General features: G+C 63.1%; 24 protein-coding genes. 13 read left to right on the top strand and 11 right to left on the bottom strand.

What is annotated here, in order from left to right:
- The first annotated feature begins 106 nt into the window (after positions 1 to 106).
- The 4 genes from NKI50_RS10430 (at position 107) to NKI50_RS10415 (ending at position 4,657) form a co-directional block, all read left to right on the top strand.
- Positions 107 to 1,324, top strand: coding sequence for a urate hydroxylase PuuD (locus NKI50_RS10430; protein WP_023718072.1), 1,218 nt, complete (start codon positions 107 to 109; stop codon positions 1,322 to 1,324).
- The gene (gene guaD, locus NKI50_RS10425) at positions 1,321 to 2,634 is read left to right on the top strand and encodes a guanine deaminase (protein ID WP_023718071.1); all 1,314 of its coding nucleotides are present in this window, start codon (positions 1,321 to 1,323) and stop codon (positions 2,632 to 2,634) included. Before NKI50_RS10430 ends, guaD begins: the two co-directional genes overlap by 4 nt.
- 75 nt (positions 2,635 to 2,709) lie before the next feature.
- Positions 2,710 to 3,216 carry a heme-degrading domain-containing protein gene (locus NKI50_RS10420; protein WP_352716448.1) on the top strand — a complete coding sequence of 169 codons (507 nt, stop codon included), beginning with the start codon at positions 2,710 to 2,712 and terminating at the stop codon, positions 3,214 to 3,216.
- Between the two features lie 175 nt (positions 3,217 to 3,391).
- On the top strand, positions 3,392 to 4,657 hold the full coding sequence (locus tag NKI50_RS10415; RefSeq protein WP_352716446.1) for a glycerate kinase type-2 family protein: 1,266 nt from the start codon (positions 3,392 to 3,394) through the stop codon (positions 4,655 to 4,657).
- 1 nt (position 4,658) lies between these two features.
- Here the strand turns inward: NKI50_RS10415 and NKI50_RS10410 are convergent, their stop codons facing one another.
- The 3 genes from NKI50_RS10410 to NKI50_RS10400 all read right to left on the bottom strand — a co-directional run bounded on the left by NKI50_RS10410 (position 4,659) and on the right by NKI50_RS10400 (position 8,286).
- Positions 4,659 to 5,381 (bottom strand): UdgX family uracil-DNA binding protein, encoded by a 723-nt coding sequence (locus tag NKI50_RS10410; RefSeq protein ID WP_280940411.1) that lies wholly within the window; start codon positions 5,379 to 5,381, stop codon positions 4,659 to 4,661.
- Between the two features lie 86 nt (positions 5,382 to 5,467).
- On the bottom strand, positions 5,468 to 6,889 hold the full coding sequence (locus NKI50_RS10405; RefSeq protein WP_352547943.1) for a glutamine synthetase family protein: 1,422 nt from the start codon (positions 6,887 to 6,889) through the stop codon (positions 5,468 to 5,470).
- A gap of 14 nt (positions 6,890 to 6,903) precedes the next feature.
- Positions 6,904 to 8,286 carry an aspartate aminotransferase family protein gene (locus tag NKI50_RS10400; protein ID WP_023718066.1) on the bottom strand — a complete coding sequence of 461 codons (1,383 nt, stop codon included), beginning with the start codon at positions 8,284 to 8,286 and terminating at the stop codon, positions 6,904 to 6,906.
- An 89-nt stretch (positions 8,287 to 8,375) separates the two neighbouring features.
- Between NKI50_RS10400 and NKI50_RS10395 the strand changes: the two genes are divergently transcribed.
- Positions 8,376 to 8,897, top strand: coding sequence for a hypothetical protein (locus tag NKI50_RS10395; RefSeq protein ID WP_348633211.1), 522 nt, complete (start codon positions 8,376 to 8,378; stop codon positions 8,895 to 8,897).
- Positions 8,898 to 8,901: 4 nt separating this feature from the next.
- Here the strand turns inward: NKI50_RS10395 and NKI50_RS10390 are convergent, their stop codons facing one another.
- A complete protein-coding gene (locus NKI50_RS10390; protein ID WP_352495212.1) occupies positions 8,902 to 9,876 on the bottom strand; it encodes a WD40 repeat domain-containing protein in 975 nt (324 codons plus the stop codon).
- 153 nt (positions 9,877 to 10,029) lie between these two features.
- A complete protein-coding gene (locus NKI50_RS10385; protein WP_023718063.1) occupies positions 10,030 to 11,091 on the bottom strand; it encodes a CobW family GTP-binding protein in 1,062 nt (353 codons plus the stop codon).
- A gap of 186 nt (positions 11,092 to 11,277) precedes the next feature.
- On the opposite strand from NKI50_RS10385, the gene NKI50_RS10380 reads away from it, so the two are divergent.
- Both NKI50_RS10380 and NKI50_RS10375 read left to right on the top strand, forming a co-directional pair.
- A complete protein-coding gene (locus tag NKI50_RS10380) occupies positions 11,278 to 12,000 on the top strand; it encodes an intradiol ring-cleavage dioxygenase (RefSeq protein ID WP_352716444.1) in 723 nt (240 codons plus the stop codon).
- 203 nt (positions 12,001 to 12,203) lie between these two features.
- Complete coding sequence (locus NKI50_RS10375) at positions 12,204 to 12,686, top strand: MarR family winged helix-turn-helix transcriptional regulator (protein WP_023718061.1); 483 nt, start codon at positions 12,204 to 12,206, stop codon at positions 12,684 to 12,686.
- A 1-nt stretch (position 12,687) separates the two neighbouring features.
- Here the strand turns inward: NKI50_RS10375 and NKI50_RS10370 are convergent, their stop codons facing one another.
- Complete coding sequence (locus NKI50_RS10370) at positions 12,688 to 13,560, bottom strand: AraC family transcriptional regulator (protein ID WP_352716442.1); 873 nt, start codon at positions 13,558 to 13,560, stop codon at positions 12,688 to 12,690.
- Positions 13,561 to 13,611: 51 nt separating this feature from the next.
- Here NKI50_RS10370 and NKI50_RS10365 point away from each other — a divergent pair, with 51 nt between their 5' ends.
- From NKI50_RS10365 to NKI50_RS10345, 5 genes are all read left to right on the top strand, one after another.
- Positions 13,612 to 14,019: a DUF2000 family protein gene (locus NKI50_RS10365; RefSeq protein WP_352640551.1), complete on the top strand. Its 408-nt coding sequence runs from the start codon at positions 13,612 to 13,614 to the stop codon at positions 14,017 to 14,019.
- Between the two features lie 185 nt (positions 14,020 to 14,204).
- Entirely contained in the window at positions 14,205 to 15,089 is an 885-nt protein-coding gene (locus tag NKI50_RS10360; RefSeq protein WP_352484377.1) for a DMT family transporter, read from the top strand.
- Between the two features lie 68 nt (positions 15,090 to 15,157).
- Positions 15,158 to 16,180, top strand: a complete 1,023-nt coding sequence (locus NKI50_RS10355; RefSeq protein WP_023676245.1) for a LacI family DNA-binding transcriptional regulator — start codon at positions 15,158 to 15,160, stop codon at positions 16,178 to 16,180.
- Positions 16,177 to 17,157, top strand: a complete 981-nt coding sequence (locus NKI50_RS10350; protein WP_023718057.1) for a 2-hydroxyacid dehydrogenase — start codon at positions 16,177 to 16,179, stop codon at positions 17,155 to 17,157. Before NKI50_RS10355 ends, NKI50_RS10350 begins: the two co-directional genes overlap by 4 nt.
- A 154-nt stretch (positions 17,158 to 17,311) precedes the next feature.
- On the top strand, positions 17,312 to 17,707 hold the full coding sequence (locus NKI50_RS10345) for a hypothetical protein (protein WP_352484378.1): 396 nt from the start codon (positions 17,312 to 17,314) through the stop codon (positions 17,705 to 17,707).
- Positions 17,708 to 17,713: 6 nt separating this feature from the next.
- Here NKI50_RS10345 and NKI50_RS10340 read toward each other — a convergent pair whose 3' ends face one another.
- Complete coding sequence (locus NKI50_RS10340; protein ID WP_352484379.1) at positions 17,714 to 18,487, bottom strand: gamma-glutamyl-gamma-aminobutyrate hydrolase family protein; 774 nt, start codon at positions 18,485 to 18,487, stop codon at positions 17,714 to 17,716.
- Between the two features lie 285 nt (positions 18,488 to 18,772).
- On the opposite strand from NKI50_RS10340, the gene NKI50_RS10335 reads away from it, so the two are divergent.
- Entirely contained in the window at positions 18,773 to 19,882 is a 1,110-nt protein-coding gene (locus NKI50_RS10335; RefSeq protein ID WP_023718055.1) for a TRAP transporter substrate-binding protein, read from the top strand.
- 150 nt (positions 19,883 to 20,032) lie between these two features.
- Here NKI50_RS10335 and NKI50_RS10330 read toward each other — a convergent pair whose 3' ends face one another.
- The 4 genes from NKI50_RS10330 to NKI50_RS10315 form a co-directional block, all read right to left on the bottom strand.
- Entirely contained in the window at positions 20,033 to 20,407 is a 375-nt protein-coding gene (locus NKI50_RS10330; RefSeq protein WP_352484380.1) for a VOC family protein, read from the bottom strand.
- A gap of 275 nt (positions 20,408 to 20,682) precedes the next feature.
- On the bottom strand, positions 20,683 to 21,708 hold the full coding sequence (locus NKI50_RS10325) for a zinc-dependent alcohol dehydrogenase family protein (RefSeq protein WP_023718053.1): 1,026 nt from the start codon (positions 21,706 to 21,708) through the stop codon (positions 20,683 to 20,685).
- Between the two features lie 16 nt (positions 21,709 to 21,724).
- Complete coding sequence (locus tag NKI50_RS10320; protein WP_352716567.1) at positions 21,725 to 23,497, bottom strand: TRAP transporter large permease; 1,773 nt, start codon at positions 23,495 to 23,497, stop codon at positions 21,725 to 21,727.
- Positions 23,497 to 24,081 (bottom strand): TRAP transporter small permease subunit, encoded by a 585-nt coding sequence (locus tag NKI50_RS10315; RefSeq protein ID WP_352716440.1) that lies wholly within the window; start codon positions 24,079 to 24,081, stop codon positions 23,497 to 23,499. The genes NKI50_RS10320 and NKI50_RS10315 overlap by 1 nt, the downstream gene beginning before the upstream one ends.
- Positions 24,082 to 24,088: the final 7 nt, after the last annotated feature.

The raw sequence follows: 24,088 nt of genomic DNA, 5'->3' as shown, positions 1-24,088 counted from the left end.
ATCAGCCTAGTATTTTCCAATTTTTTTTGAAAGTCATCGTGCACCTCAGCCCTTTCCGTTTGCGCTCCAGTCCGTAAAGTCAGTCGATCGGCAGGGACGATTTTTCATGATGGATTTCGCGATATTCTGGGATTGGCTGAGTTTCGCCGTGCGCTGGCTGCACGTCGTCACCGGCATCGCCTGGATCGGCTCGTCCTTTTATTTCGTCGCGCTCGACCTCGGCCTGCGCCAACGCCCGGGCATGCCTGCAGGCGCTTTCGGCGAGGAATGGCAGGTGCATGGCGGCGGCTTCTACCACGTGCAGAAATATCTGGTGGCACCGGCCGAAATGCCCGAGCACCTGACCTGGTTCAAGTGGGAATCCTACGCCACCTGGCTGTCAGGCTTCGCGATGCTGTGCGTGGTCTATTATGCCGGGGCGGACCTGTTCCTGATCGATCCGAATGTGCTTGCCATGTCGGTGCCTACAGGCATCTTGCTGTCGCTGGCGACGATCGGCGTCGGCTGGGTGGTCTACGATCTCCTGTGCCGTTCGCCGCTCGGCAACAGCGACACCGGCCTGATGCTGGTGCTGTATGGGGTGCTGGTATTCATGGCCTGGGGACTGACCCACCTGTTCACCGGCCGCGCCGCGTTCCTGCATCTTGGCGCCATCACCGCGACGATCATGTCGGCCAACGTCTTCATGGTCATCATCCCCAACCAGAAGATCGTCGTCGCCGACCTGATCGCCGGCCGTAAGCCCGATCCGAAATACGGCAAGATCGCCAAGCAGCGCTCGCTGCACAACAACTACCTGACGCTGCCCGTTTTGTTCCTGATGCTGTCGAACCATTATCCGCTGGCGTTCGGGACAGAGTTCAACTGGGTCATCGCCTCGCTGGTGTTCATCATCGGCGTGCTGATCCGGCACTATTTCAACACCAGGCATGCGCGCAAAGGCAATCCGACCTGGACCTGGCTGGCGGCGGCCGTGCTGTTCTTGGTCATCATCTGGCTGTCGACGGTGCCGAAGTTGCTGACCGGCGAGGCGAAGGCGTCGGCGGCGGCCCAGGTCTACGTTGCCTCGGCGCATTTCCCTGCCGTGCGCGATACGGTGCTTGGCCGCTGTTCGATGTGCCACGCCGCGGAGCCGTCCTACGAGGGCATCTACCACGCGCCGAAGGGCGTGATGCTCGACACCGATGCCGGCATCGCCGAGCACGCCGGCGAGATCTACCTGCAGGCCGGCCGCAGCCACGCCATGCCGCCCGCCAACGTCACCCAGATCACCGACAAGGAACGGGCGCTGCTGGTGGCATGGTTCGAAGGCGCAAGGAAATGACCAGCACGCTCCTGCGCGGCCGCACGCTGTCGTTTTTGCGCTGGCCCGAAACCGTCGACGACCATTCCGCCTGGCGCTACGAGCAAGATGGCGGCCTGCTGCTCCGCGATGGTAGGATCATTGCCGCCGGCGCCTATGCCGAGGTCGAGAAAAAGGCGGGCGAGGGAACAAGAAAGGTCGACCATCGGCCGCATCTGCTGCTGCCCGGGTTCATCGATGCGCACGCGCATTTTCCGCAGATGCAGGTCATCGCTTCCTTCGGCGCCGAGCTGCTCGACTGGCTGAACACCTACACTTTTCCGGAAGAGACAAAATTCGGGAACGCTCAGCATGGCCGCCGTATCGCCAGGCTGTTCCTGGATGAAGTATTGCGTCATGGCACGACGACTGTCGCCGCCTATTGCTCGGTACACAAGGAATCGGCCGAGGCGTTCTTTGCCGAGTCGCATGACCGCAACATGCTCAACATCGCCGGCAAGGTGATGATGGACCGCAACGCGCCGGACGGCGTGCTCGACACGCCGCAATCGGGTTATGACGACAGCAAGGCGCTGATCGAGGAGTGGCACGGCAAGGGGCGCCAGCACTATGCCATCACCCCGCGCTTCGCCATCACCTCGTCACCCGAGCAATTGGAAACGGCGGGCGCGCTCTGCCGCGAATATCCGCAATTGCATATGCAGACGCATCTGTCGGAAAACCACGCCGAGATCGCCTTCACGCAGCAGCTTCATCCGCAGGCGCGCGACTATACCGATGTTTATGAGCATTACGGGCTGCTCGGGCGCAGAAGCCTGTTCGGCCATTGCATCCATCTGTCGGAACGCGAGGCGGATGCGCTTTCCGATAGCGGCTCGGTGGCGGTGTTCTGCCCGACCTCCAACCTGTTTCTCGGCTCGGGCCTGTTCGATTATCAGCGCTATCGCCGCCGCGAGAAGCCGCTCCGCATCGCCGCCGCCACCGATGTCGGCGGTGGCACCAACTATTCGATGCTGCGCACCATGGACGAGGGCTACAAGGTGATCGCGCTGAATGGCGAGAAGCTCAATCCGTTTCAGTCATTCTGGCAACTGACCCGCGGCAATGCTGAGGCGCTGTCGCTTGTGGAAAAGATCGGCACTCTGGAGGAAGGCAGCGACGCCGATATCGTCGTGCTCGACGCCCGCGCCACGCCGGCGATGCGGCTGCGGGTGGAGACGGCGGACACGCTCGCCGAGGAATTGTTTCTGCTGCAGACGCTCGGCGACGACCGCGCCGTGCACGAGGTCTATGTCGCCGGTCGGGCAGCTAAGGCGGACATGGCGACCTAGCTGGTCCCGGCGTCCCGGCTTGACCGAACGGCAGCCATCGGCCAAAGCGTGCGGCGAGATTGACAGGGGAACGACATGGCCGTTGCGGACGACATCGCTCTGATCAAGAAACAGGAAGCCGCGCTTGTTTTCTCCGCCTTCGACGAGGCTGTCGCTTTCGAGATCGGCTCGGCGATCCGCGACCGGGCTTTGACCGAGAACCTGCCGATCATCATCGATATCAGAACCTTCGATCGGCCGCTGTTCTATGCGGCAATGCCCGGCTCGAACGCTTCCAATCCGGACTGGGCGCGGCGCAAGATCAACGTCGTGCGGCGATTCCTGAAAAGCACCTACCACATGGTGCTGGAGCAGCAGCGCCCCGACCGCAGCTTCAAGCCTGGCGAGGGGCTGGACATTGTCGACTACGTGCTGGCCGGCGGCGGCTTTCCCATCACTGTCAAGGGCGCCGGTGTCATCGGCGTGATCGCCGTCTCGGGCCTGCCGGAGCGTGAGGACCATGGTGTGGTCGTCGATGCGCTCTGTGCCTATTTGGGCGTGGATAACCAGGAGTTGGTCCTGCCGCCGGAAGCAACATCGTGACGTTGGCGCCGCCCCTCATCCGCCTGCCGGCACCTTCTCCCCGTCTAGCGACTGGGAGAAGGGAAGCGCTCCAACGCTGGCTACCCCCTCTCCCCGTCTCTAGACGGGGAGAGGGTAAGGGTGAGGGGCAGCGCAAACGCCGCAGAAGTTCGCAGAACGTCGGTGGCAGCTCAGTATGACCATTCTCGACCCGAAATCCTTCCTTATATCCATCTTCAACGCCGCCGTTGCCGCCGCCGATCCCCAGAGGACGATCAAGAATCATTTGCCCGCAAGGCCGAAGGGCCGCACGATCGTCATCGGTGCAGGAAAAGGCTCGGCGCAGATGGCGGCGGCTTTCGAGAAAGTGTGGGACCGGCCGATCGAAGGTTTGGTCGTCACCCGCTACGGCTATGGCGCGGCCTGCCGGCGCATCGAGATCATCGAGGCGGCGCATCCGGTGCCGGATGCCGCCGGGCTGGAAGCTTCGCGACGGCTGCTCGAAAAAGTCCAGGGACTGACTGCGGACGACCTGGTCATAGCGCTCATTTCCGGCGGTGGCTCGGCGCTGCTGCCGTCACCCGCCGAAGGTCTGACGCTGGCCGATGAGATCGCCGTCAACGAGGCGCTGCTCGCCTCCGGCGCGCCGATCGCCGCGATGAACACGATCCGTAAGCACCTTTCCACCATCAAGGGCGGCAGGCTGGCGGCCGCCGCATATCCGGCCAAGGTGGTCTCGCTGGTGGTATCAGACATTCCGGGCGACAATCCGGCTCTGGTCGCTTCTGGTCCGACCGTGCCGGACATAGGCAGCCGTGAGGACGCACTGGCGTCGATCGCTGCCTATGGCATGAAGCTGCCGGCTTCGGTCATGGCGCATATCAAGTCGCCGGCGGCCGATGCGCCACGTCCGGACGATCCGCGTTTTATCCGCAACGAGGTGCATCTGATCGCTTCGGCCGGCGTCTCGCTGGAAGCAGCAGCGGCCGAAGCGAAGCGCCGAGGTATTCAGGCCGTCATTCTCTCCGATTCCATCGAGGGCGAGGCACGCGAGGTCGGTGGCATCCACGCCGCAATCGCGCGCGAGGTGGCGACGCGCAGCCGGCCATTTGCAAAGCCGGTGCTGATCCTGTCGGGCGGCGAGACGACGGTGACCCTGCGCGCGAAAGGCAAAGGCGGCCGTAACTCGGAATTCCTGCTCGCCTTCGCCATCGGCATCACCGGCATGGCGGGCGTGCACGCACTGGCCGCCGACACCGACGGCATTGACGGTTCGGAAGACAATGCCGGCGCCTTCGCCGACGGCTCGACAGTTTCGCGGATGCGCGCGGCGGGCGTCGATGCCAAGGCCATGCTTGCCGGCAACAACGCCTGGACGGCATTCAATGCCGTAGATGACCTTTTCGTACCCGGTCCGACCGGCACAAACATCAACGATCTCCGGGCGATATTGATCAAATAGCTCAGGCCGCCATCAGCCTTTTCACCGCTCTCATATCCTGCAGGAACCGCTCGCGTTCGGCCCGCTTGTCCGCCGGCTCGCGAATGCGCAGAATGAAGGACGGGTGGATGGTGACGAAGACACGCAAGCCATCGTCGCGCTCCACTACCGCCCCGCGCATCTTCATGATCGGCACCACCTTGCCGAGCAGCGCCTGCGCTGCAGTGGCGCCGAGTGCCACCGCCAGGTTGGGCTTGATCAGATCGATCTCTTTGTCCAGCCACCAGCGGCAAGCCTGCACCTCGCCGGCATTCGGCTTGGAGTGGATGCGCCGCTTGCCGCGCGGCTCGAACTTGAAATGCTTAACCGCGTTGGTGACGTAGACTTTCAGCCGATCGACGCCGGCATCATCCAGGATCGCGTCGAACACCTTGCCGGCCGGACCGACGAAAGGCTTGCCCGCCAGGTCCTCTTGGTCGCCCGGCTGTTCGCCGACGAAGATCACCTTGGCTTTATCAGGACCCTCACCGAACACGGTCTGCGTGGCATCGCGCCATAGCGGACAGCGGCGGCAGATCTTGGCCGTTTCGCGCAGTTCAGGAATCGTCCTGGCGTCGATTTCTGTCGTGTCCGGGGACTTGCTTGCAGGCAAGCCTCTCGACTGCACCTTGGCATGGTGCGGCGTCGGGGTTGTCTGCATCCTGGCGATCATGACTAAGGCGGCCTTGTTCGCTCCTGCAATCAGACACGCAATGAGCAAAGCCCGCCGAAGGTTCCGCTGAAATTATTTCGCATGGGCCTTCACCGGCAGATGGCCGACGATGTGAAGCCCTAAACCTCGTGCAGATAGAGGTGATAATCCAGTTCGCTGACCGTGCGCGCCACGCGCAGATATTCCGACTGCTTGATCGCCACGAATGTCCGGTGCAGGTCTTCGCCCAATGCGCCCTTGAGGAAGGTCGACGCCCTTGCCGCCTCGATCGCGGCACGCCAGTCGACCGGCATCGTCGTGCGCGTGACGGCGGATTCGTAGCCATTGCCGGTGGTTTCAGGGCCGGGGTCAAGACCTTCGTCGAGACCCCTAGTGATGCCGGCCAGCACCGTTGCCGCGACTAGATAAGGGTTGGCGTCGACGCCCGATGGCCGGTGCTCGATGCGGCGGTTCTTGGCATCGCCGGCCGGCACACGCAGCGCCACCGAACGGTTGTTGACGCCCCAGGTCGGCGCCACCGGCGCATAGGATTGCGATACGAAGCGCCGCCATGAATTGGCGTGCGGCGCGAACACCAGCATCGATTCCGCCATCGTCTGGATCAGTCCGCCGAGACCGCGCAGCAGCGGAAGCGACCAGCTTTCGCCGCCGGCTTCGGCAAAGACGTTCTTGCCGGCATCATCCAGCAGCGAGACATGAAAATGCATGCCAGAGCCGGCATACTTCTCGATCGGCTTGGCCATGAAGCAAGCGGTGACACCATGACGGCGTGCCTGCGCCCGCACCAGCCGCTTGAGCATGACGAGATCGTCGGCCGCCCGCATCACGTCCTTGCGGTAATTGAGCGTCAGTTCGTACTGGCCGGGCGCATATTCCGAGATGACCGTCTCGGCCGGGATGCCTTGCACCTTGGCCGCGGCATAGATGTCGGAAAACAGCGGCTCCATGCCGTGCAGATGGTCGACGGAATAGACCTCTGTCTTGGCCGAGCGGCGGCCGTCGAGCACCGCATGCGCCGGCTGCACCTTGCCTTCGGCATCGCGCTCATTGGCGAGCAGGAAGAACTCGAGCTCGAAGGCGCCGGCCGGATGCAGGCCCTTGGCCGCGAGGATATCTACCTGGCGGGCGAGCGCCAGCCGCGGGTCGGACGACATCGGCTGGCCATCGAGATGGTACATCGCCATCAACACCTGGCCGCGCGGCGGCTGGGTGCCGAACAGCGGCACCAGCGTGCCGGGGATCGGCCACGCCCGCAGGTCGCCGTCGCCGGTCGTCCAGATCAGCCCGGTCTCGTGAACATCCTCGCCGGTGATGTCGAGGCCGAGGATCGAGATCGGCATGTGCCGGCCGCCCTCGAAGATGCTCATCAACTCATGTCGGCGCACGATCTTGCCGCGCCCCACGCCATTGGCGTCGGTCAGCACGATGTCGAACGCTTCGATCTCCGGATGGGCGTCGAGAAAGGCCTGCGCCTCGGCGGGCGTCGAGCCCGAAGGGGATGCCGTGACCAGGTTCAAACTTTGCTTGGGCGCTTGTTTCATGCTGCCAGCTTGTCTCATGCCGTAAGCTTTGCCGCAACCGCGCCGAAGGCGGTGATCAGCCGGTTCACCTGGGCGGCGCGAGTTGCCGGCGAGATCAGCATCATATTGTGGAACGGTGCGATCAGCACGCCGCGATTGACCAGCGCGACATGCATCGCCGCTTCGAGCTCCGGCGCATGCGCCCTCTCGGCTTCGCCGCCATTCCTCAGCGGGCCTGGCGCGCAGATGAACTCGACGCGGGCGCCGACCCGAGCAACATGCCAGGGCAGGCGATAGCGATCGATAACGGCAGTCAGCCCGGCGTCGAGCCGCCGCGCCAGATGGTCCATATGGCTGTAGTTCTCGTCGGTCATGACGTCTTCGAGCGTGGCACGCATCGCCGCGAATTGCAGCGGATTGGCCGACAGCGTTGTCCCCATGCCGGAATAGCCGGGCTCTTTCCGGCTGATATAAGCGGCATAGCGCGCCGCAACGCCTTCGCTCATGCCCCACACACTCGCCGGTATGCCGCCGGCAATCGGCTTGCCGAGCACGAACAGGTCCGGCTCCAGCCCGTATTTGCTTGTATAGCCGCCGGGACCGGTCGAGATCGTATGCGTCTCGTCGATTAGAAGCAGCGTGCCGGTCGCACGGGTGAGACGCCGCAAGCCGTCATGAAAGCCGGCTTCGGGCAGCACCATGCAGGAATTGGTCAGCACCGGCTCGGCGATGACGCAGGCGACATCGTTGCCCTGAAGTGCGGCCTCAAGCGCCGGCAGATCGTTGAACTCGACGATATCAGTTGCCCGCGTCAGGTCGCGGAATTCGCCGGCCAGTCCCGGTCGGTTCACCGCTTTGCCGTCGACCAGCCGGACCATCGTCTCGTCGACCGAGCCATGATAGCAGCCGTTGAAGACCAGGATCTTCTCCCGGCCGGTAACGGCACGGGCAACCCGCAGCGCGAAGCGGTTGGCGTCGGTTGCCGTCGTCGCGATCTGCCACAACGGCAGACCGAAGCGCTGTTGCAGCAGCGGGCCGATGGCGAGCGCGTCCTCGGCAGGCAGCATGTAGGTCAGACCGCGTCCGGCCTGCCGGCGGATGGCGCGGGCGACCGGCGGCGGCGAATGACCGAACATCGAGCCGGTGTCGCCGAGGCAGAAATCGTCGAGCCGGTTGCCGTCGATATCTCTGATGGCGGTGCCTTTGGCCTTATCAACGAGGATCGGGAACGGCGTCGGCCAGTCGTTCATCCAGTGCATCGGCACGCCGCCGAAGAAGCCGGGCAGGCCATTGCCGATTTTCGCCATCGATTTCGGCCGCGCCTGGCGGAAGGCTTCTGCCTCGGTCTCGCGCAACTCGGCAATCCGGGCCGGGCCGATGCCGCCGATGGAGGTCTTTGAATGGTCGATGACGTTCATGGCGGCCCTCTCCGCCGCACTTTAGACAATCGGCATCCGCCACCGCAATTGGCGGGCGGCTGCCCTGTGTTGGGTCAGCGGTCATTTGAATGGAACAGGCGCTTGACCGCGAGCCGCCTTCGGGCGCCAATGGCACTTCGGCTGGAGGGGACACGATGGTGCGGGCGATCATCTGCGCGGCAACGCTGCTGTCGTCGGTTGGTGCGGCTTTGGCATCCGGCGGCATCTGGTGTTCCGCCGAGGATGCAGCCGTCAAATTTGAGGTCGATGCCGGGGTCACCAGAGGCATGGGCGGGCCGACCTTCAATTTTCGCGGCGAGCTCGAAATTCTGGGCAGGCCAGTCGGCGACAGTCTGCGCAAGACTGTGTTCGAGGATCAGAACCTCACGCAATATTGGCTCGACAACAAGGAATTGCGGCTGCTCGTCTATCGCGAACGGCAGGTCGAAAACGCCTACGACTATGTCGAACTGGCGATCCTGACCAAGGCCAGCGACGAAGGCGTCTATGACGGCCGCTATTTGCTCTCAATCTATGATGTAACGGACGATGCCGAAAAGGATGGCAAGCCGGCTGAATTGACCGGCAAAGTATCTTGCGGAGCCGACTAACGGGCTAGGCGGAAATGTCGATGACGCCGCAATCGCCGGCGGCGCTGCCGAACGCGACGCGGCGCTCTTCCTTGTCCCACATCATCGATGTGATGGCGCCCTTGCCTGGCCGGCGCAACAGCACTTCCCTGGCGTCGGCGAAGCGCACCGCCATCACCATGCCGTCATCATACCCTATCGCCACTACATCTTGGCTCGGATGGCAGGCGACGGAGGTGACCATCGCATTGCCGCGCGTGCCGAGTTCCAGCGGCGCCTTGCCCATCGGCCCATCCTTGCCCGAAAACGGCCAGACGATCGCCGCCGGAGCGCCCGAACTCGCCAGCCATTTGCCCTTGGCGCTCCACGACAGGCTTTTGACCTTGCCGGGATAGCCGGACATCCGCATGTGCTTGCCGTCGGCGAGTTTCCAGCCATGCAGCGCGTTTTCCTGCATTGTGGTGACGACGAAGCCGCCGTCCGGCGAAAACGTGATGCCGGTGTGGGCGCCGGCCCATTCGAGCTCGACCGGCTTGCCGTCGGCGGCCGGGAAATGCAGCGTCGCGCCATTGTAGCGGGCAACGCCGAAGCGCATGCCCTTGGGCGAGAAGGCCAGCCCCTCGACCGAGCGCGGATGCGAGAATTCCCTGGTCTTGCCGTCAGCAAAACGCACATAGGCAATTTTGCCCGAAGCATACGCAACAGCGCCTTGCGGCCCGGCGGCGACGCTGGTGATCCATTTTTTGCCTGCGGTCGCCAATTCCGCAGTATTGCCGCCTGCGGTCACGGCAAAGATCTTGCCGTCCTCACCGCCGGTGATCAGCCGGTCGTTTGCGCCATCGTGAAGGGCGGCGAGCAGCCCGTCATTGGCCTGCACCGTCTTGTGGCCATGGTCGAGCCGATGGATTGTGCCGTCGGCCAGCGCGAAATGCGGCACGTCGCCAAGGAACACGGCGGCGAGGCAGTGGCCTTCGAGATCGAGCGGGGCGACTGTCGGCATGAGAGACCATTCCGTTCGAGATTTCTGCTGCCCCACCCTTAAGGGGTTGAGCTGCGGGTCTCAACCCGTGCTTCGGATCGTCGTGAGGAGAGAGCGCCAGCGTTGCGGGCGCCCCTTCTCCCACAAGGGGAGAAGGGGGAAAGGGCAGCTAAATCAAGCGGCGTGGCAGGCCTGGAAGCTTGTCTTCAGCCGCTCGGCGTCGAGTTCGCGGCCGATGAACACCAGCCGGCTCTCGTGCTTCTCGCCGTCCTTCCAGGCGCGTTGGTGGTCGCCTTCGATGATCATGTGCACGCCCTGGATGACATAGCGCTCGTCATCGCCTTTCAGCGCGATGATACCTTTCAGCCGCAGGATGTTCGGGCCTTCCATTTGGGTGACCTTCTCGATCCACGGGAAGAACTTTTTCGGGTCCATCTCGCCGCCGCGCAGCGACACCGACTGCACCGTCACATCATGGATGTCGGAAGGGTGCGCGTGATGATGGTCATGCCCGTCATGATCGTGATGATCATGGCCCTCGTGATCATGGTGATCATGATCATGATGGTCGTGATCGTCATGCGCCTCGAGGAAGTGCGGATCGTTCTCCAGCGCCCGGGACAGGTCGAACGCACCGCGATCGAGCACCTCGGACAGCGCCACGCCGGCGCGTGTGGTGCGATGGATGCGTGCCGCCGGGTTGATGGCGCGGATCGTCGCCTCCACCTTGCTCAGCTCTTCGGGGGTGACCAGGTCGGTCTTGTTGAGCACGACGACATCGGCAAAGGCGATCTGGTCCTCGGCCTCGCGGGAATCCTTGAGGCGCAGCGGCAGGTGCTTGGCGTCGACCAGCGCCACCACCGCATCGAGCCTGGTCTTGGAACGCACATCGTCGTCCATGAAGAAGGTTTGCGCTACCGGCACGGGATCGGCGAGGCCTGTGGTCTCGACGACGATGGCGTCGAAGCGGCCGGGCCTGCGCATCAGACCTTCGACGACGCGGATCAGGTCGCCGCGCACGGTGCAGCAGATGCAGCCATTGTTCATCTCGTAGATTTCCTCGTCGGATTCCACGATCAACTCGTTGTCGATGCCGATCTCGCCGAACTCATTGACGATGACGGCGTAGCGCTTGCCATGGTTTTCCGAAAGGATGCGGTTGAGCAGTGTCGTCTTGCCGGCGCCGAGATAGCCGGTAAGGACGGTAACGGGGATCTGCGTCTGTGCGTCGCTCATATTGTGCCTCGAATAGGGATTGTCGGCTCCATATAGGATGTGTGCTCGGCTTTTGCACGAGGCAAACCGATGGGCCAAAGAGGCCGGTATTGCCGAACTTTCCTCACATTGCCGAACGTTCATTGGCGCGGGCTGGCGGTGGGGCCTAGATAGGGCGAGGGGTTGTTCGCACTGAGGAGGCGCCAGATGTCCGACAAGTCCTTGCCATTAAGCCGGCGGCAGGCTCTCGGTCTTGTAGCGGTCACCACGGGCGGCATATTCCTGCCCGCCGGCGCAAGGGCCGGGCAGGTCTCGCCCTATGCCGGGCTTGCTTTGTTCGAAGCCGGTGCCGGCGTCTGCACCATGACGCCCGAGGTCACCGAAGGACCGTTCTATTTCGACCCGAAGCTCGAACGCGCCGATATCACCGAGGGCAAGAAGGGCGTCGCCCTCAATGTGCGGCTGCAAATCGTCGACGCCGCCTGCCGGCCGCTTCCCGGCGCACGCGTCGATATCTGGCATTGCGACGCCCAGGGCGCCTATTCCGGCTATCCCGGACAGGGCGACGGGCAGGATATCGACACGTCCGGCCAGAGCTTTCTGCGCGGCTGGCAGAGAAGCGATGGAAGCGGCATCGCTTCTTTCGCCACCATCTATCCCGGCTGGTATCGCGGCCGCACCACCCACATCCATTTCAAGATCTTCCCCGACGACCGCTCGGCAATGACCGGCCAGATGTTCTTCCCCGACAGCTTGAGCGAGCAGATATTCGCCACCGTCGCGCCCTATAACGATCGCCCCGGCAAACGCGATACATCGAACATGCGGGACGGCATTGCGCGGCAGGCCGGGCCGCCGTCGCAGGCAGCGCTGCGGGAAATGGCGGACGCCTATCAGGCCTTGATGGTGGTCGCGGTGAGGGCCGGTTGAGGACACCTCGTCACGTCGCCATCCAGCCGTCGCGGAAAGTCGTTTGTCATCTAACTGAAATAAACATCTGGCATTAGCCACGGCGAACACCGCGATGCTTGCCGGCAAAGCTATTTTCCGAGCCGGAATGTTTTCGATCGTCATTGCCAATCGGCGGCCTGCTTCTATGCTGTCCGCACCGGTTCGGCCGAGGAGGGATGAGCATGGCCAAGGCGGACAAGACTGCAACAATGAGCCGGCTGCATTCGGCGGCGCGGCTGGCGCGCACGGCGCTCGCCGCCCGGCTTCTGGCGCATGGCTTCTATGCCGGTCAGGACCAGATCATGCTGGCGCTCGACCGCGAGGACGGGCAGACGCCCGGCAATCTTGCCGGCCGCCTCGGCGTGCGTCCGCCGACCATCACCAAGACCATCAACCGGCTGCAGGCGCAGGGTTTTCTGGAAAAGCGGGCCTCCTCCGCCGATGCCCGCCAGGCGCATATTTTCCTCACCGACACCGGCCGCGAAATTATCCACGCCATCGAGAAATCGGTGAAGAAGACCGAAAAGCAGGCATTGAAGGGTCTCGACAAGAAGGATCAGAAATCGCTGTTCAAGCTGCTTGCCCGTGTCGAAGCGAATCTTTCGAACGGCGAAATGGTGCTCCCCGATGACGAACTGGATATCGAGGACAAGATCCTTGAATAGGTCACGCGTTCGCCGCTGACGGCCGGCGCGTCAGTGCCGACCAGCGTCCGGGTGTGACGCCGAACGCCTTCTTGAAATGCCGATTGAAATGGCTTTGGTCACTGAAGCCGGCTGCGATGGCGATTTGCGCCAGCGGCTCGTCGGCTTCGATCATCCGACGGGCTCGCTGAAGCCGGCGCATCAACAAGAACCGGTGCGGGCTGGTCGAGAAGGTGGCGCGGAAATGCCGCGACAGGGCATAACGGTCCAATCCGGTGATCGCCTCCAATTCATCCGAACGTACAATCCGCGCGACATTTTTCTCCAGATAGTCGCGCGCTAGGCTGGCGGCGCGCCACGCAGTTTTCGCAACCGGTTTCCCCGGCCGACCGGCGTGCCGGGCCAGGCTTTGCATAAGCTGCGTCATGAAATCGACGACAAACAGCTCGTCCAGTTCCTGATTCAGCGGCCCGAGCGCCGAAAGCAGCGTCGCGCGGAGATCGCGGTCTGTCACCACGGCATTCCCGACGAATGGCAGTGATCCGCCGCCGAGACAATCGAGCATCAGGGACGGCTCCAAATACAGCATTCTGTATCGCAAGCCGTCTTCTGTGCCGGCGCCGCCATCGTGCATTTCGTCGGGATGAAGGATAATGATCTGGCCAGGCAGGCTCTGATGCGTCGCGCCGCGATAGCGGAAGCTCTGTACGCCATAAAGCGTCACCCCGATTGCATAGGTGTCGTGGCGATGGAGATCGAAGGCGTTGCCGTGGAACCGGGCCTCGATGCGTTCCATGCCGGCAGTACCGGGTGCCGATACGATGCAGTTCTCGGCTGCATCCACGCACAAACGTCCAAGACCCTGAAAGGCTTCCCCGTCTAGACCGTGCGGCATCGCTTCACTCGCAGCCTCGGATTGGCCCCCTTTCGGATTGGAAACTGTCGCATGTTCGATACGAAATTTGCAATCGTGCTCAGGGACGATCTTCCCGTCTGGCAGAAGCTCAACGTCACCGCCTTTCTGACCAGCGGCATCGTCGCGCAGTTTCCCGAGCTCATCGGCGAGCCCTACCGTGACCGCGCCGGCAATATCTACAACCCGCTATCGATCCAGCCGGTCATCGTGCTTTCGGCAGACGGCCAGGCGCTCGGAACGATCCAGCGGCGGGCGCTGGAGCGTGGTGTGAGGGTTTCGCTCTATGTCGAGGAAATGTTTTCGACTGGGTACGATCTGGCCAACCGTGCCGTCTTTGCCGAATTTGCGCCGGAGGATGCCAAGGTGGTCGGCATCGCGCTTCGCGCCGAAAAGAAGCTCGTCGACAAGATCACCAAGGGTGCCCGCATGCACACCTGACTCTCCGGCCACCAGGAACAAAACTGAGCCTGTCGTCGCCTGTCGGTGTGCCAGCCTCTTTTGGCTTGCCCGCTGGCGACAATTCCCGCATTGGTGAGGGACTGCCTTGCTTCCCGTCCGGCCTGAAATTGAATGCTCCCCCAAGACAAGACGAAAGCGCGACGTCGCCGGCGGCGATCCTGTGCATGCTTTCCGTCTATGTGTTTTTCACCTTCCTCGACACCAGCAGCAAGTACCTTGTGCTGGCTGGCGTCTCGGCGCTGATCGTCGCCTGGACCCGCTTCGCGGTCCATGTCCTGCTTGTCGGCGTCTTTCTGCGCGGATGGCGTGAGCCGTTGCGTTTTCGTCCCGCCAACCTGCCGGCGCATCTCACGCGCGGTCTGCTCCTGTTCGGATCGACCATGTTCAACATTCTGGCGCTGCGGACGCTGCAGCTGGCGGAAACCACCTCGATCTACTTCTTCGGCCCGATGGTGATCACCGCGCTTGCCGGTCCGTTGCTCGGCGAATGGGCCGGCTGGCGGCGCTGGCTGGCGATCATGAGCGGCTTTGTCGGCGTCCTCATCATCACCCGGCCGGGCATCGGGGTTTTTGGCGTCGGCCATCTCTTTGCGCTCGGCTCGATGCTATCGAACAGTTTCTACGTCATCATGACGCGCCGTATGTCGGCGACGGAAACCTCGGAAAGTCTCATCCTGTTTTCGGCGCTGGCGCCGGCCGTGCTGCTGCTGCCGACACTGCCGTTTTCGCTTTCGCTGCCGCAGGATGGCTGGCACTGGTTCATATTGCTGATGCTTGGCGTCTTCGGCGCCATCGGCCATTGGCTTCTTGTGCAGGCCTATCGCCTTGCCACCACCACGGCCCTGGCTCCCTATCCCTATTCGCAGATGATCTGGATGATCATCTCCGGCCTGATCGTCTTCAACCAGTTTCCCGACCGCTGGACGCTGGTCGGTGCCACCGTCATCGTCGCCAGCGGCCTCTACATCGTCCACCGCGAGCACCGGCTTCGCTTGCACAACCGCGCGACGCTGGACGCGGAGGCGGAAGCGCTGGCAAAAAAACTTTGATTTGCTCGGGATCGATGGCATAAGAGCCGGCCTTTAAACAGTTTAAATTGCTTCGGGAGCGCAGGGCGCTGGCACAGAAGATCAAGCTTTCGACCATCGCGGATGCGCTCGGCGTGTCCACGGCCACGGTCTCGCTGGCCTTGCGCGACAGCCCGCTGGTCGCCGGCGGCACCCGCGACCGTATCAAGGAACATGCACGCGCCATCGGCTATATCTACAACCGCCGCGCCGCCAGCCTTCGCACCTCACGCTCGGGCATTGTCGGCGTCGTCGTCCACGACATCATGAACCCGTTCTTTGCCGAGATACTGCGTTCGATCGAGAGCGAACTCGACCGCAGCCGGCAGACCTTCATCCTGTCGAACCACTACGACCAACTCGAGAAACAGCGCACCTTCATCGACACGCTTCTGCAGCTCGGCGCTGACGGCGTCATCATGTCGCCAGCCATCGGCACGCCGCCCGAAGACATAATCATGGCCGAGGAGAACGGTCTCCCGGCAGTGCTGATTGCACGCACCGTCGAAGGTGCCGACGTGCCGGTGTTTCGCGGCGACGATGCCTATGGCACCGGGCTTGCTACCAATCATCTGATCTCGCTTGGCCACAAGCGCATCGCCATGATCGGCGGTACCGACCAGACGTCGACCGGCCGCGACCGTTATCAGGGATATGTCAACGCCATGGAGGCGGCAGGGCTCGAGGTCAGGCCGTCATGGCGTATCGCCGGCCCGCGCACCAAGCAGGCCGGCTTCGAGGCTGCCGGGCAGTTCTTGGCGCTGAAAGACAGGCCTACCGCGGCCTGCTGCTGGAACGACCTCGTCGCCATCGGCCTGATGAACGGCATTGCGCGCGCGGGGCTGGTGCCGGGCATCGACATCTCCGTTACCGGCTATGACGACCTCGAGGAAGCGGCGATCGCGACGCCGGCACTGACCACGGTCTGGAACGGCCAGCGCGAGGTTGGCCGCCGCGCCGCCAGCGCGCTGCTCGACAAACTCAACGGACAGACGGTGCGGCCGTCGCAGGAACTGATCAAGCCGGAACTGCATGTGCGCCAGTCGACCGGCAAACCGGTGGAACGTGCATGACAAAAACCGAACAGCAAGCTGTCGCCATTCTGGTGCCGGGCCAGTTCAACGACCATGCGGTCGGCCGCATCGACGGGGCGTTCAGCCGCGTCCGGATCGAAGGCGCCGATCCGTCGCTGGTCACCGACGACATGCGCCGTACGGTGCGCGGCATAGCCGCCTTCGGCGGCATAAGCGCCGCGTTGATGGACGCGCTGCCAAAGCTCGAGATCATCGCCAATTTCGGCGTCGGCTATGATTCTGTCGATGTCCGCCACGCCGTACAGCGCGGCATCATGGTCACCAACACCCCGGATGTGCTGACCGAAGAGGTCGCCGATACGGCGCTCGGCTTGCTGATCAACACCATCCGCGAACTGCCGCGCGCCGAGGCCTGGCTGCGCGACGGAAGTTGGCTGCGCAAAGGCAACTATCCGCTGAGCCGGCTGACCCTGCGCGGGCGCCATGTCGGTATCTTTGGCATGGGCCGCATCGGCCTCGCCATTGCCCGCCGGCTCGACGCTTTCGGGCTGCCCATCGCCTACCACAACCGGCGCCGCGTCGAAGGCCTGTCCTATGACTATCACCCGACGCTGAAAGGTCTCGCCGAGGCGGTCGACACACTGATCTCGGTGGCGCCCGGCGGGGCCGCGACGGAAAGGGCAGTCAATGCCGAAATCCTCTCGGCTCTTGGGCCGAACGGCGTCTTCGTCAATATCGGCCGGGGCAGCACGGTCGACGAGCCAGCCCTTGCCGCCGCACTTGCCAGCGGCAGCATCGCCGCTGCCGGGCTAGACGTCTTTGCCGACGAGCCGAATGTGCCAGCGGCGTTGCTTGCCGCGCCCAACACCTCGCTTTTGCCACATGTCGGCTCCGCCTCGCAGCACACCCGCCGCGCCATGGCGGACCTATGCGTCGACAATCTGGTCTCGTGGTTTTCGCAGCGCAAGGCACTGACGCCGGTGCCGGAGACGGCAAATGTCAAGGCAAGGCCGTAAGCGGGCTGCCATATCTATTAACTTCAGCTTAACCCTTCGGAATCATTCTGGTCCCTTCCTAGTGTCTGTCCGCCTGACAGCACATGACAGCAAGATGAAGCGCGCCTCCTGATCTCTTCGAACGCGGCGCGCTTGAAATGCGCGGAGAAACAGGATGAAAACGCTTCCTGCATTGATGGCGGTTGCTGTGCTGTTCGGCAGCGTCCAGCTGTTTTATGCCGGTAGCGGTGAAAGCCGTGCAGCCAGTGAGTCACCACCTTCATCCGGCAACTACCGGCTGGTAGCCCATGGTGACGAGGCGTCTTGTGCGGTCAGCCGTGGCGCCGAGATTTCGCAAGGCTTGTCGCTGTTGACGGTCGCCGCGAATTGCCGCCGGGTGTTGCCCGGTGTCGAGCAGGCGAAGTTCTGGCGAGAGCAGAATGACGGCACGGTCACATTCAGCGCCAACGGCACCGATCCAATCGTCATGTTCTCAGTCGCCGATGGCGACGGTTACGAATCCTACGCGCCGGCGCTGCCGCTGCTATCGCTGGCGTCGGCCGGCAACTGACGAGCGCTATTCTGCCGCTGCGCGCGCGCCCGATTTCGCCGCCTGATGCAGACGTACAGCGTCGCCGAAGGCGCGGAAAATCTTTGCCGAGATGTTGTCAGATTCGACCCAGTACTCTGGATGCCACTGCACGCCAACAGCGAAGGCGCGGGCGTCCTTGACCGAAACCGCCTCGACAGTGCCGTCGGCGGCGACCGCTTCGACCTGCAGCTTCGGGCCAAGCCGATCGATGGCCTGGCGATGCACCGAATTGACCAGGATGTCGCCGGCGCCGAAGACCCCGGCCAGGCAGCTGCCGGGTTTTATCGACACGCTCTGGCGGATGGCGAAGCGTTCGTCCTGATTGTCGCTTGCCGGCGCACGATGGTCGAGCGAACCGACGCGTTCCTGGATTTCGGTCGCCAGCGTGCCGCCCAGTGCCACATTCATCTCCTGGATTCCGCGGCAGATGGCGAGCAGCGGTACCCCGCGCTCCACCGCCCGGCGGATCAGTGGCAACGTCGTCGCGTCGCGGGCGGAGTCGTAAGGACCATTGGCTTCGCTGGCGTCACCGCCATAGAGCGAGGGATGAACGTTGGACTTCGAACCGGTGACCATGACGCCGTCGACGGCGGAAAGCAGTTCATCGAAGTCGAGCCGGTCGCCGAAGGACGGTACCAGCAGCGGGAACACGCCTGCACCCGAAAGCGCCGCTTCAAGATATTGCTGTGGCGCGGCATGCCAGATGTAATTGTCGAACTGGCGGACGTCGGTCGATATGGCGACGAGCGGCTGGTGCATTTGGTCCGGATCCCATGGGGTGCAACGAATTATCTGCCTGCAAAATAGGCGATCCGAAGGCGCATTTCCATGGCAAGTTTCGGCGTGTCGCGTAGGCCAGTTAATCGACCTTAGACTATAGTTGCAAGATCTGCCCCAACGCCGTGAATTTCCCCGAAATGCGCCACTCAAACCGGGCTGCCACGCTGGACTCGACTCCTTGCCTGTGTATTGTCGGGCTCGAAGCCGATCCGGGCCCCGAAGCGTCCCGAATGTCGGTCAGTTGATCCAAAAGGGAGGAACTTCATGGATCGTCGTTCGTTCATCCGCAAGGCCGGCACCACCGGTTTCGGCGCCGCGGCCGCTGCCGCGACACTTGCTGCGCCGGCCATCGCCCAGTCCAACCCGAAAGTGACCTGGCGGCTGGCGTCGTCCTTCCCGAAGTCGCTCGATACGATCTATGGTGGCGCCGAAGTGTTTTCCAAGATGCTGTCGGAGGCGACCGACGGCAACTTCCAGGTCCAGGTCTTCGCCGCCGGCGAACTCGTTCCCGGCCTGCAGGCCGCCGACGCCACCACTGCCGGCACCGTCGAGGCCTGCCATACGGTGGCATACTATTACTGGGGCAAGGACCCGACTTGGGCGCTGGGGGCGGCGGTTCCGTTTTCGCTCAACGCGCGCGGCATAAACGCCTGGCACTATCATGGCGGCGGCATCGATCTGTTCAACGAGTTCCTGGCGACGCAGGGTCTGTTCGGGCTGCCGGGCGGCAATACCGGCGTGCAGATGGGCGGCTGGTTCCGCAAGGAGATCAAAACGGTCGCCGACCTTTCCGGCCTCAAGATGCGTATCGGTGGTTTTGCCGGCAAAGTGGTGCAAAGGCTCGGCGTAGTTCCGCAGCAGATCGCCGGTGGCGACATTTATCCGGCGCTGGAAAAAGGCACGATCGACGCCGCCGAATGGGTTGGCCCCTACGACGACGAGAAGCTCGGCTTCTACAAGGTTGCGCCCTATTACTACTATCCCGGCTGGTGGGAAGGTGGACCGACCGTCCATCTGATGTTCAACAAGGCGAAATACGACGAACTTTCGCCGGCTTACAAGTCGCTGGTGCACACTGCCGCCCAAGCGGCCGACGCCAACATGCTGCAGAAATACGACTACCTCAACCCGGCGGCGGTGAAGCGGCTGGTTGCCGGCGGCGCCAAGTTGAGCCCGTTCAGCCAGGAGATCATGGCCGCCTGTTTCGAAAAGGCCAACGAAGTCTATGCCGAGATGGAAGCCTCGAACGCGCCGTTCAAGAAGATCTGGGACTCGATCAAGGCGTTCCGCAAGGAGCATTATCTCTGGGCGCAGGTGGCCGAGTACAATTACGACACCTTCATGATGGTCCAGCAGCGCAACGGCAAGCTCTAGAATATTCTGCGACGCCGAGTGGCTCCACTCGGCGTCGCAGAAAAGGGCTAAAACAAAGCGGATGTCCCGTTTGGTTTGAATGCATTCCGCTCCAGGCGTTTGATGGATCTCGTCAAAGGACCGCGAGCCACGCCCCGCGGTCCTTCCCTGTCAGCCTTCGGACGCACTGACTTCGACCAGTACTCCACCCGGCGCATGGCAATAGAACGTCGTCGACTGGATGCGGCCGCGCATTAGCTGCTGGACCTCGCCCGGTTGCAGGCCGGCATCGGCAAGCCCGGCTCGCTTTGCATGCACAAACTCCGGCTTGCCGACGAAGAAGCCAACGTGAAAGCCGTCCGGATAGCTGGCGGGCTCGCCTTTCCCCGGCTTCATCAGATTGAGGATGAAGCCATCGATGCCACGCAGAACCGCGAAGGCGTCCTTGCCGCGCACGGCGACAAATTCAAAGCCGAAATGGCTGGTGAAGAAGCGGGCAAGGCCGGCAACTTCGGTGGTGACGAGATTTATGTGGTTCAGTTTCATGATGCGTCTCCTGCCACGGGTTGAATGCGGACAGGCTTCGACCGAAGAGCGCAAACCGGCGGGACCGCTACATCCGAAAATCCGGACGTGACCCGACCGGCTCGCGAGTTTCGCCTCGCTTGCCGGCCGCGGGTTCTCCCACAAGTAATGTGGCGAACAGGCTTCCCCGAGCATCGTGCTCAGGACGGGAAGAGCCGGACTACCGAACCGGCAATGTCTTTTTCGGCGTAGTTTCTGTAACCGGTCGCCCCGCCGGTGGCAACTGGCCCGATCGATCAGCCCTGAGGCACTACCAGGACCTTGACCTCACCTGGTGCCGACGGGTTGGCAATGATCGCCACCGCCTCGTCGAGGTCGACTTGTCGGGATATCAGCCGGTCTACCTCGATCGCACCCGAGGCGATGAGATCGGCGGCCCGGCGATGGGTAAAGGGATTGAGGAAGGAGCCCAGGACCTTCAACTCGCGGAACAGCAGGTCGAACGGTTCGAACGCCGCTTTCATGCCTTGCGGCATGACGCCGACGACGACAATTGTGCCGCCCGCCTTGGCCAGCCGCATCGCTTGCTCGACGGTGTCTTTCACGCCGGCGCATTCGAACACCACGTCGACGCCGCCCGGCATCAAACCCGACCGGCCGACGATCGCGTCGGTGATGTCGGAAGCGCTGGGATCGACCGTCGCCGTTGCGCCAAGTTCCTCGGCAAGGGCGCGCCGCGAGGCCTGGCGCGTCGACAGGATGATGGTCGTCGCACCGGCGAGCTTTGCCAGTTGAACGGTGAGCAGGCCGATCACGCCGCCGCCGAGCACGGCAACCGACGAACCTGGTCTGATCGCGGCAAGGTCCACGCCATGCAGGCAGCAGCCGAGCGGCTCGCAGAACGCACCATGCGTCGGCGTCAGATCGCCTGGCAGGACGAAAGCCTGTTTCTGCGGCAGGGCAAGATATTCGGCAAAGCCGCCATCGCGATGGATGCCGATGGCACGCAGATTGCCGCAGAGGTTGACCCGGCCGGCCTGGCAATGCGCGCACCGGCCGCAGGCGATGTTGGGATCGCCGGTGACGCGGTCGCCGACGGCAAAGCCGGATACGGCAGGTCCGATCGCCTCGACGATGCCGGAGAATTCATGGCCGAGAGTCACCGGCGGCGTGCACGGGAATTCGCCATGGAAAAGATGCCGGTCGGTGCCGCAGACGCCGCACGCCTCGATCCGCACCAGCAGCTCGTCCGGTCCGGCAGTCGGTTTCTCGACCTCGCACACGGCGAGGCCGCCCACTCGCTCCAGTCGCACCGCCTTCATGGCTGCCGGGCCTTCGTCAATTGAAACTCGGTGGTTGCGACAGATCGGTTGCCGGTGCCGCCGGTTTCGCGGGCGGCTTTTCGTCGAAGCTTGGCGGCTGCGACAGGTCCTGCGCGCCGGGCGCAGCGGGTGCCGTGCTGCCACCGGCCGGCGGCGTGCCGAGCGGCGACAGGCTGGGCATCTCCGGCACCTTGATGTCGATCGTCGCTGGATCGACGACGGCGCCTTTGTAGTGCATCACCATCTGCGGGAAGGCGATGGTCAGGCCGATCATGATCACCTGGATACAGACGAACGGCACTGCGCCCCAATAGATCTGCCCGGTGGTGACGGGCGCGATCTGTTTGCCGGTGAGCCGGTCGAGATAGGGCACGCGTGCGGCGACCGAGCGCAGATAAAACAGCGCGAAGCCGAACGGTGGATGCATGAAGCTGGTCTGCATGTTAACCCCGAGCAGCACGCCGAACCAGATCAGGTCGATGCCGAGCTTGTCGGCCGCCGGCGCCAAAAGCGGCACGATGATGAAGGCGAGCTCGAAGAAATCGAGGAAGAAGGCGAGCACGAAGACGAGGATGTTGACGCCAATCAGGAAACCGACTTCACCGCCCGGCAGCGACGTCAACAGGTGCTCGACCCAGATGTGGCCATTGACGCCGTAGAAGGTCAGCGAGAACACCCGCGCGCCGATCAGGATGAACAGCACGAAGGACGACAGCCGCGTCGTTGAGGCCAGCGCCTGCTTGACCACGTCGAGCGACAGCCGCCCCTTCATCGCCGCCATCGCCAGCGCGCCGACGGCGCCCATGGCGCCGCCTTCCGTCGGCGTGGCGATGCCGAGGAAAATGGTACCCAGCACCAGGAAGATCAGCGCCAGCGGCGGGATCAGCACGATGATCACCTGCTGTGCCAACCTCGACATCAGGTTGATCTTCAGGCGCTGGTCGATGATCGCCACGACATAGATGAAGATCACGCCGATGGTGGCGCCGAGGATATCGGCATTGCCGCCATGGTTTGGCGCGAGGTAGCGATACGCGGCATAGGAAACCACCGCCGCCGCCAGCAGCGCCGCCAGCAGCGACAGCACACCGTGGCCGAGCGTGCGGGCCTCCAGCGGCAGTGCCGGCATCGACTTCGGCCGGACGATCGACATGAGCAGGATGTAGAGCATGTAGATGCCGGTCAAAATGAGCCCGGGGATCAGCGCCCCCTTGTACATATCGCCGACCGAGCGGCCGAGCTGGTCGGCCAGCACGATCAGCACCAGTGACGGCGGGATGATCTGGGCGAGCGTGCCCGATGCTGCGATGACGCCGGATGCCAGCCGCCGGTCGTAGCCGTAGCGCAGCATGATCGGCAGCGAAATCAGCCCCATGGCAATGACGGAAGCCGCCACCACGCCGGTCGTCGCGGCCAGCAGCGCGCCGACGAAAATCACGGCATAGGCCAGGCCACCACGGACCGGTCCGAACAACTGGCCGATCGTGTCGAGCAGGTCTTCGGCCATGCCGGATCGTTCGAGCACGATGCCCATGAAGGTGAAGAACGGGATCGCCAGCAGCGTGTCGTTCGACATCACCCGGCTGCCGTAGAAATTGTCCGGCAACGCGTGCAGCAACGGCCATGCAAGGTTGATCGAGCCGCCCGAATAGGGCGACAGCAGCACGCCGATGAAGAAGAACATCAGGCCGTTGGCGGCAAGCGAGAAGGCGACGGGATAGCCGATCAGCAGGAAGAAGATCAGCGAGGCGAACATGATCGGCGCCATGTTCTGGGCGATGAACTCGATCACGAGCGCACCTCTTCGACGAGCGCCTTTGCTTCTAGCTCGGCTTGCTCATGCACCGATATGAACGGAGTGGGATCGTCCATATGACCGCGCATGATGGCGATTTTCTTGATGATTTCGGAAATGCCCTGCAGCGCAAGCAGGAAAAAGCCGACCAGCAGGATCGCCTTCGCCGGCCAGATGATCAGCCCGCCGGAATTGTTCGACATCTCGCCGCTGCGATACGACAGCGACACATAGGGAACGAAATAGACCACCATCAATGTCACGAACGGCATCAGGAAGAAGACGTGACCGAAAAGGTCGATCCAGTGCTGCACGCGGCGCGAGAACATGCCGTAGACGATGTCGATGCGGATATGGTCGTTCTGCTTCAGCGTGCAGGCGGCGGCCAGCATGAAGGCGGCGCCGAACAGATACCACTGCAATTCCAGCCAGGCGTTCGAGGACATGTCGAACAGCTTGCGGATGACGGCGTTAGCGGCGCTTACCAGAATTGCGAGCAGGATCAGCCACGATACCCATTTGCCGATGAATTCGTTCAAACGGTCAATGGTTCTGGAAAGAGCGAGAAGCCCTGCCATGCATTCC

The sequence above is a fragment of the Mesorhizobium sp. M0563 genome, assembly GCF_040321065.1.
Classification (GTDB): domain Bacteria; phylum Pseudomonadota; class Alphaproteobacteria; order Rhizobiales; family Rhizobiaceae; genus Mesorhizobium.
This window is presented reverse-complemented; position numbering and strand designations above follow the sequence as displayed.

Bases quoted from the DNA above. Each gene is read 5' to 3' on its own strand.
- NKI50_RS10415 (WP_352716446.1), top strand. From the start codon at position 3,392: ATGACCATTCTCGACCCGAAATCCTTCCTTATATCCATCTTCAACGCC.
- NKI50_RS10340 (WP_352484379.1), bottom strand. From the start codon at position 18,487: ATGCACCAGCCGCTCGTCGCCATATCGACCGACGTCCGCCAGTTCGAC.
- NKI50_RS10365 (WP_352640551.1), top strand. From the start codon at position 13,612: ATGTTCGATACGAAATTTGCAATCGTGCTCAGGGACGATCTTCCCGTC.
- NKI50_RS10380 (WP_352716444.1), top strand. From the start codon at position 11,278: ATGTCCGACAAGTCCTTGCCATTAAGCCGGCGGCAGGCTCTCGGTCTT.
- guaD (WP_023718071.1), top strand. From the start codon at position 1,321: ATGACCAGCACGCTCCTGCGCGGCCGCACGCTGTCGTTTTTGCGCTGG.
- NKI50_RS10370 (WP_352716442.1), bottom strand. From the start codon at position 13,560: ATGCCGCACGGTCTAGACGGGGAAGCCTTTCAGGGTCTTGGACGTTTG.
- NKI50_RS10420 (WP_352716448.1), top strand. From the start codon at position 2,710: ATGGCCGTTGCGGACGACATCGCTCTGATCAAGAAACAGGAAGCCGCG.
- NKI50_RS10375 (WP_023718061.1), top strand. From the start codon at position 12,204: ATGGCCAAGGCGGACAAGACTGCAACAATGAGCCGGCTGCATTCGGCG.
- NKI50_RS10360 (WP_352484377.1), top strand. From the start codon at position 14,205: ATGCTTTCCGTCTATGTGTTTTTCACCTTCCTCGACACCAGCAGCAAG.
- NKI50_RS10395 (WP_348633211.1), top strand. From the start codon at position 8,376: ATGGAACAGGCGCTTGACCGCGAGCCGCCTTCGGGCGCCAATGGCACT.
- NKI50_RS10330 (WP_352484380.1), bottom strand. From the start codon at position 20,407: ATGAAACTGAACCACATAAATCTCGTCACCACCGAAGTTGCCGGCCTT.
- NKI50_RS10350 (WP_023718057.1), top strand. From the start codon at position 16,177: ATGACAAAAACCGAACAGCAAGCTGTCGCCATTCTGGTGCCGGGCCAG.
- NKI50_RS10400 (WP_023718066.1), bottom strand. From the start codon at position 8,286: ATGAACGTCATCGACCATTCAAAGACCTCCATCGGCGGCATCGGCCCG.
- NKI50_RS10390 (WP_352495212.1), bottom strand. From the start codon at position 9,876: ATGCCGACAGTCGCCCCGCTCGATCTCGAAGGCCACTGCCTCGCCGCC.
- NKI50_RS10345 (WP_352484378.1), top strand. From the start codon at position 17,312: ATGAAAACGCTTCCTGCATTGATGGCGGTTGCTGTGCTGTTCGGCAGC.
- NKI50_RS10385 (WP_023718063.1), bottom strand. From the start codon at position 11,091: ATGAGCGACGCACAGACGCAGATCCCCGTTACCGTCCTTACCGGCTAT.
- NKI50_RS10335 (WP_023718055.1), top strand. From the start codon at position 18,773: ATGGATCGTCGTTCGTTCATCCGCAAGGCCGGCACCACCGGTTTCGGC.
- NKI50_RS10315 (WP_352716440.1), bottom strand. From the start codon at position 24,081: ATGGCAGGGCTTCTCGCTCTTTCCAGAACCATTGACCGTTTGAACGAA.
- NKI50_RS10430 (WP_023718072.1), top strand. From the start codon at position 107: ATGATGGATTTCGCGATATTCTGGGATTGGCTGAGTTTCGCCGTGCGC.
- NKI50_RS10325 (WP_023718053.1), bottom strand. From the start codon at position 21,708: ATGAAGGCGGTGCGACTGGAGCGAGTGGGCGGCCTCGCCGTGTGCGAG.
- NKI50_RS10405 (WP_352547943.1), bottom strand. From the start codon at position 6,889: ATGAAACAAGCGCCCAAGCAAAGTTTGAACCTGGTCACGGCATCCCCT.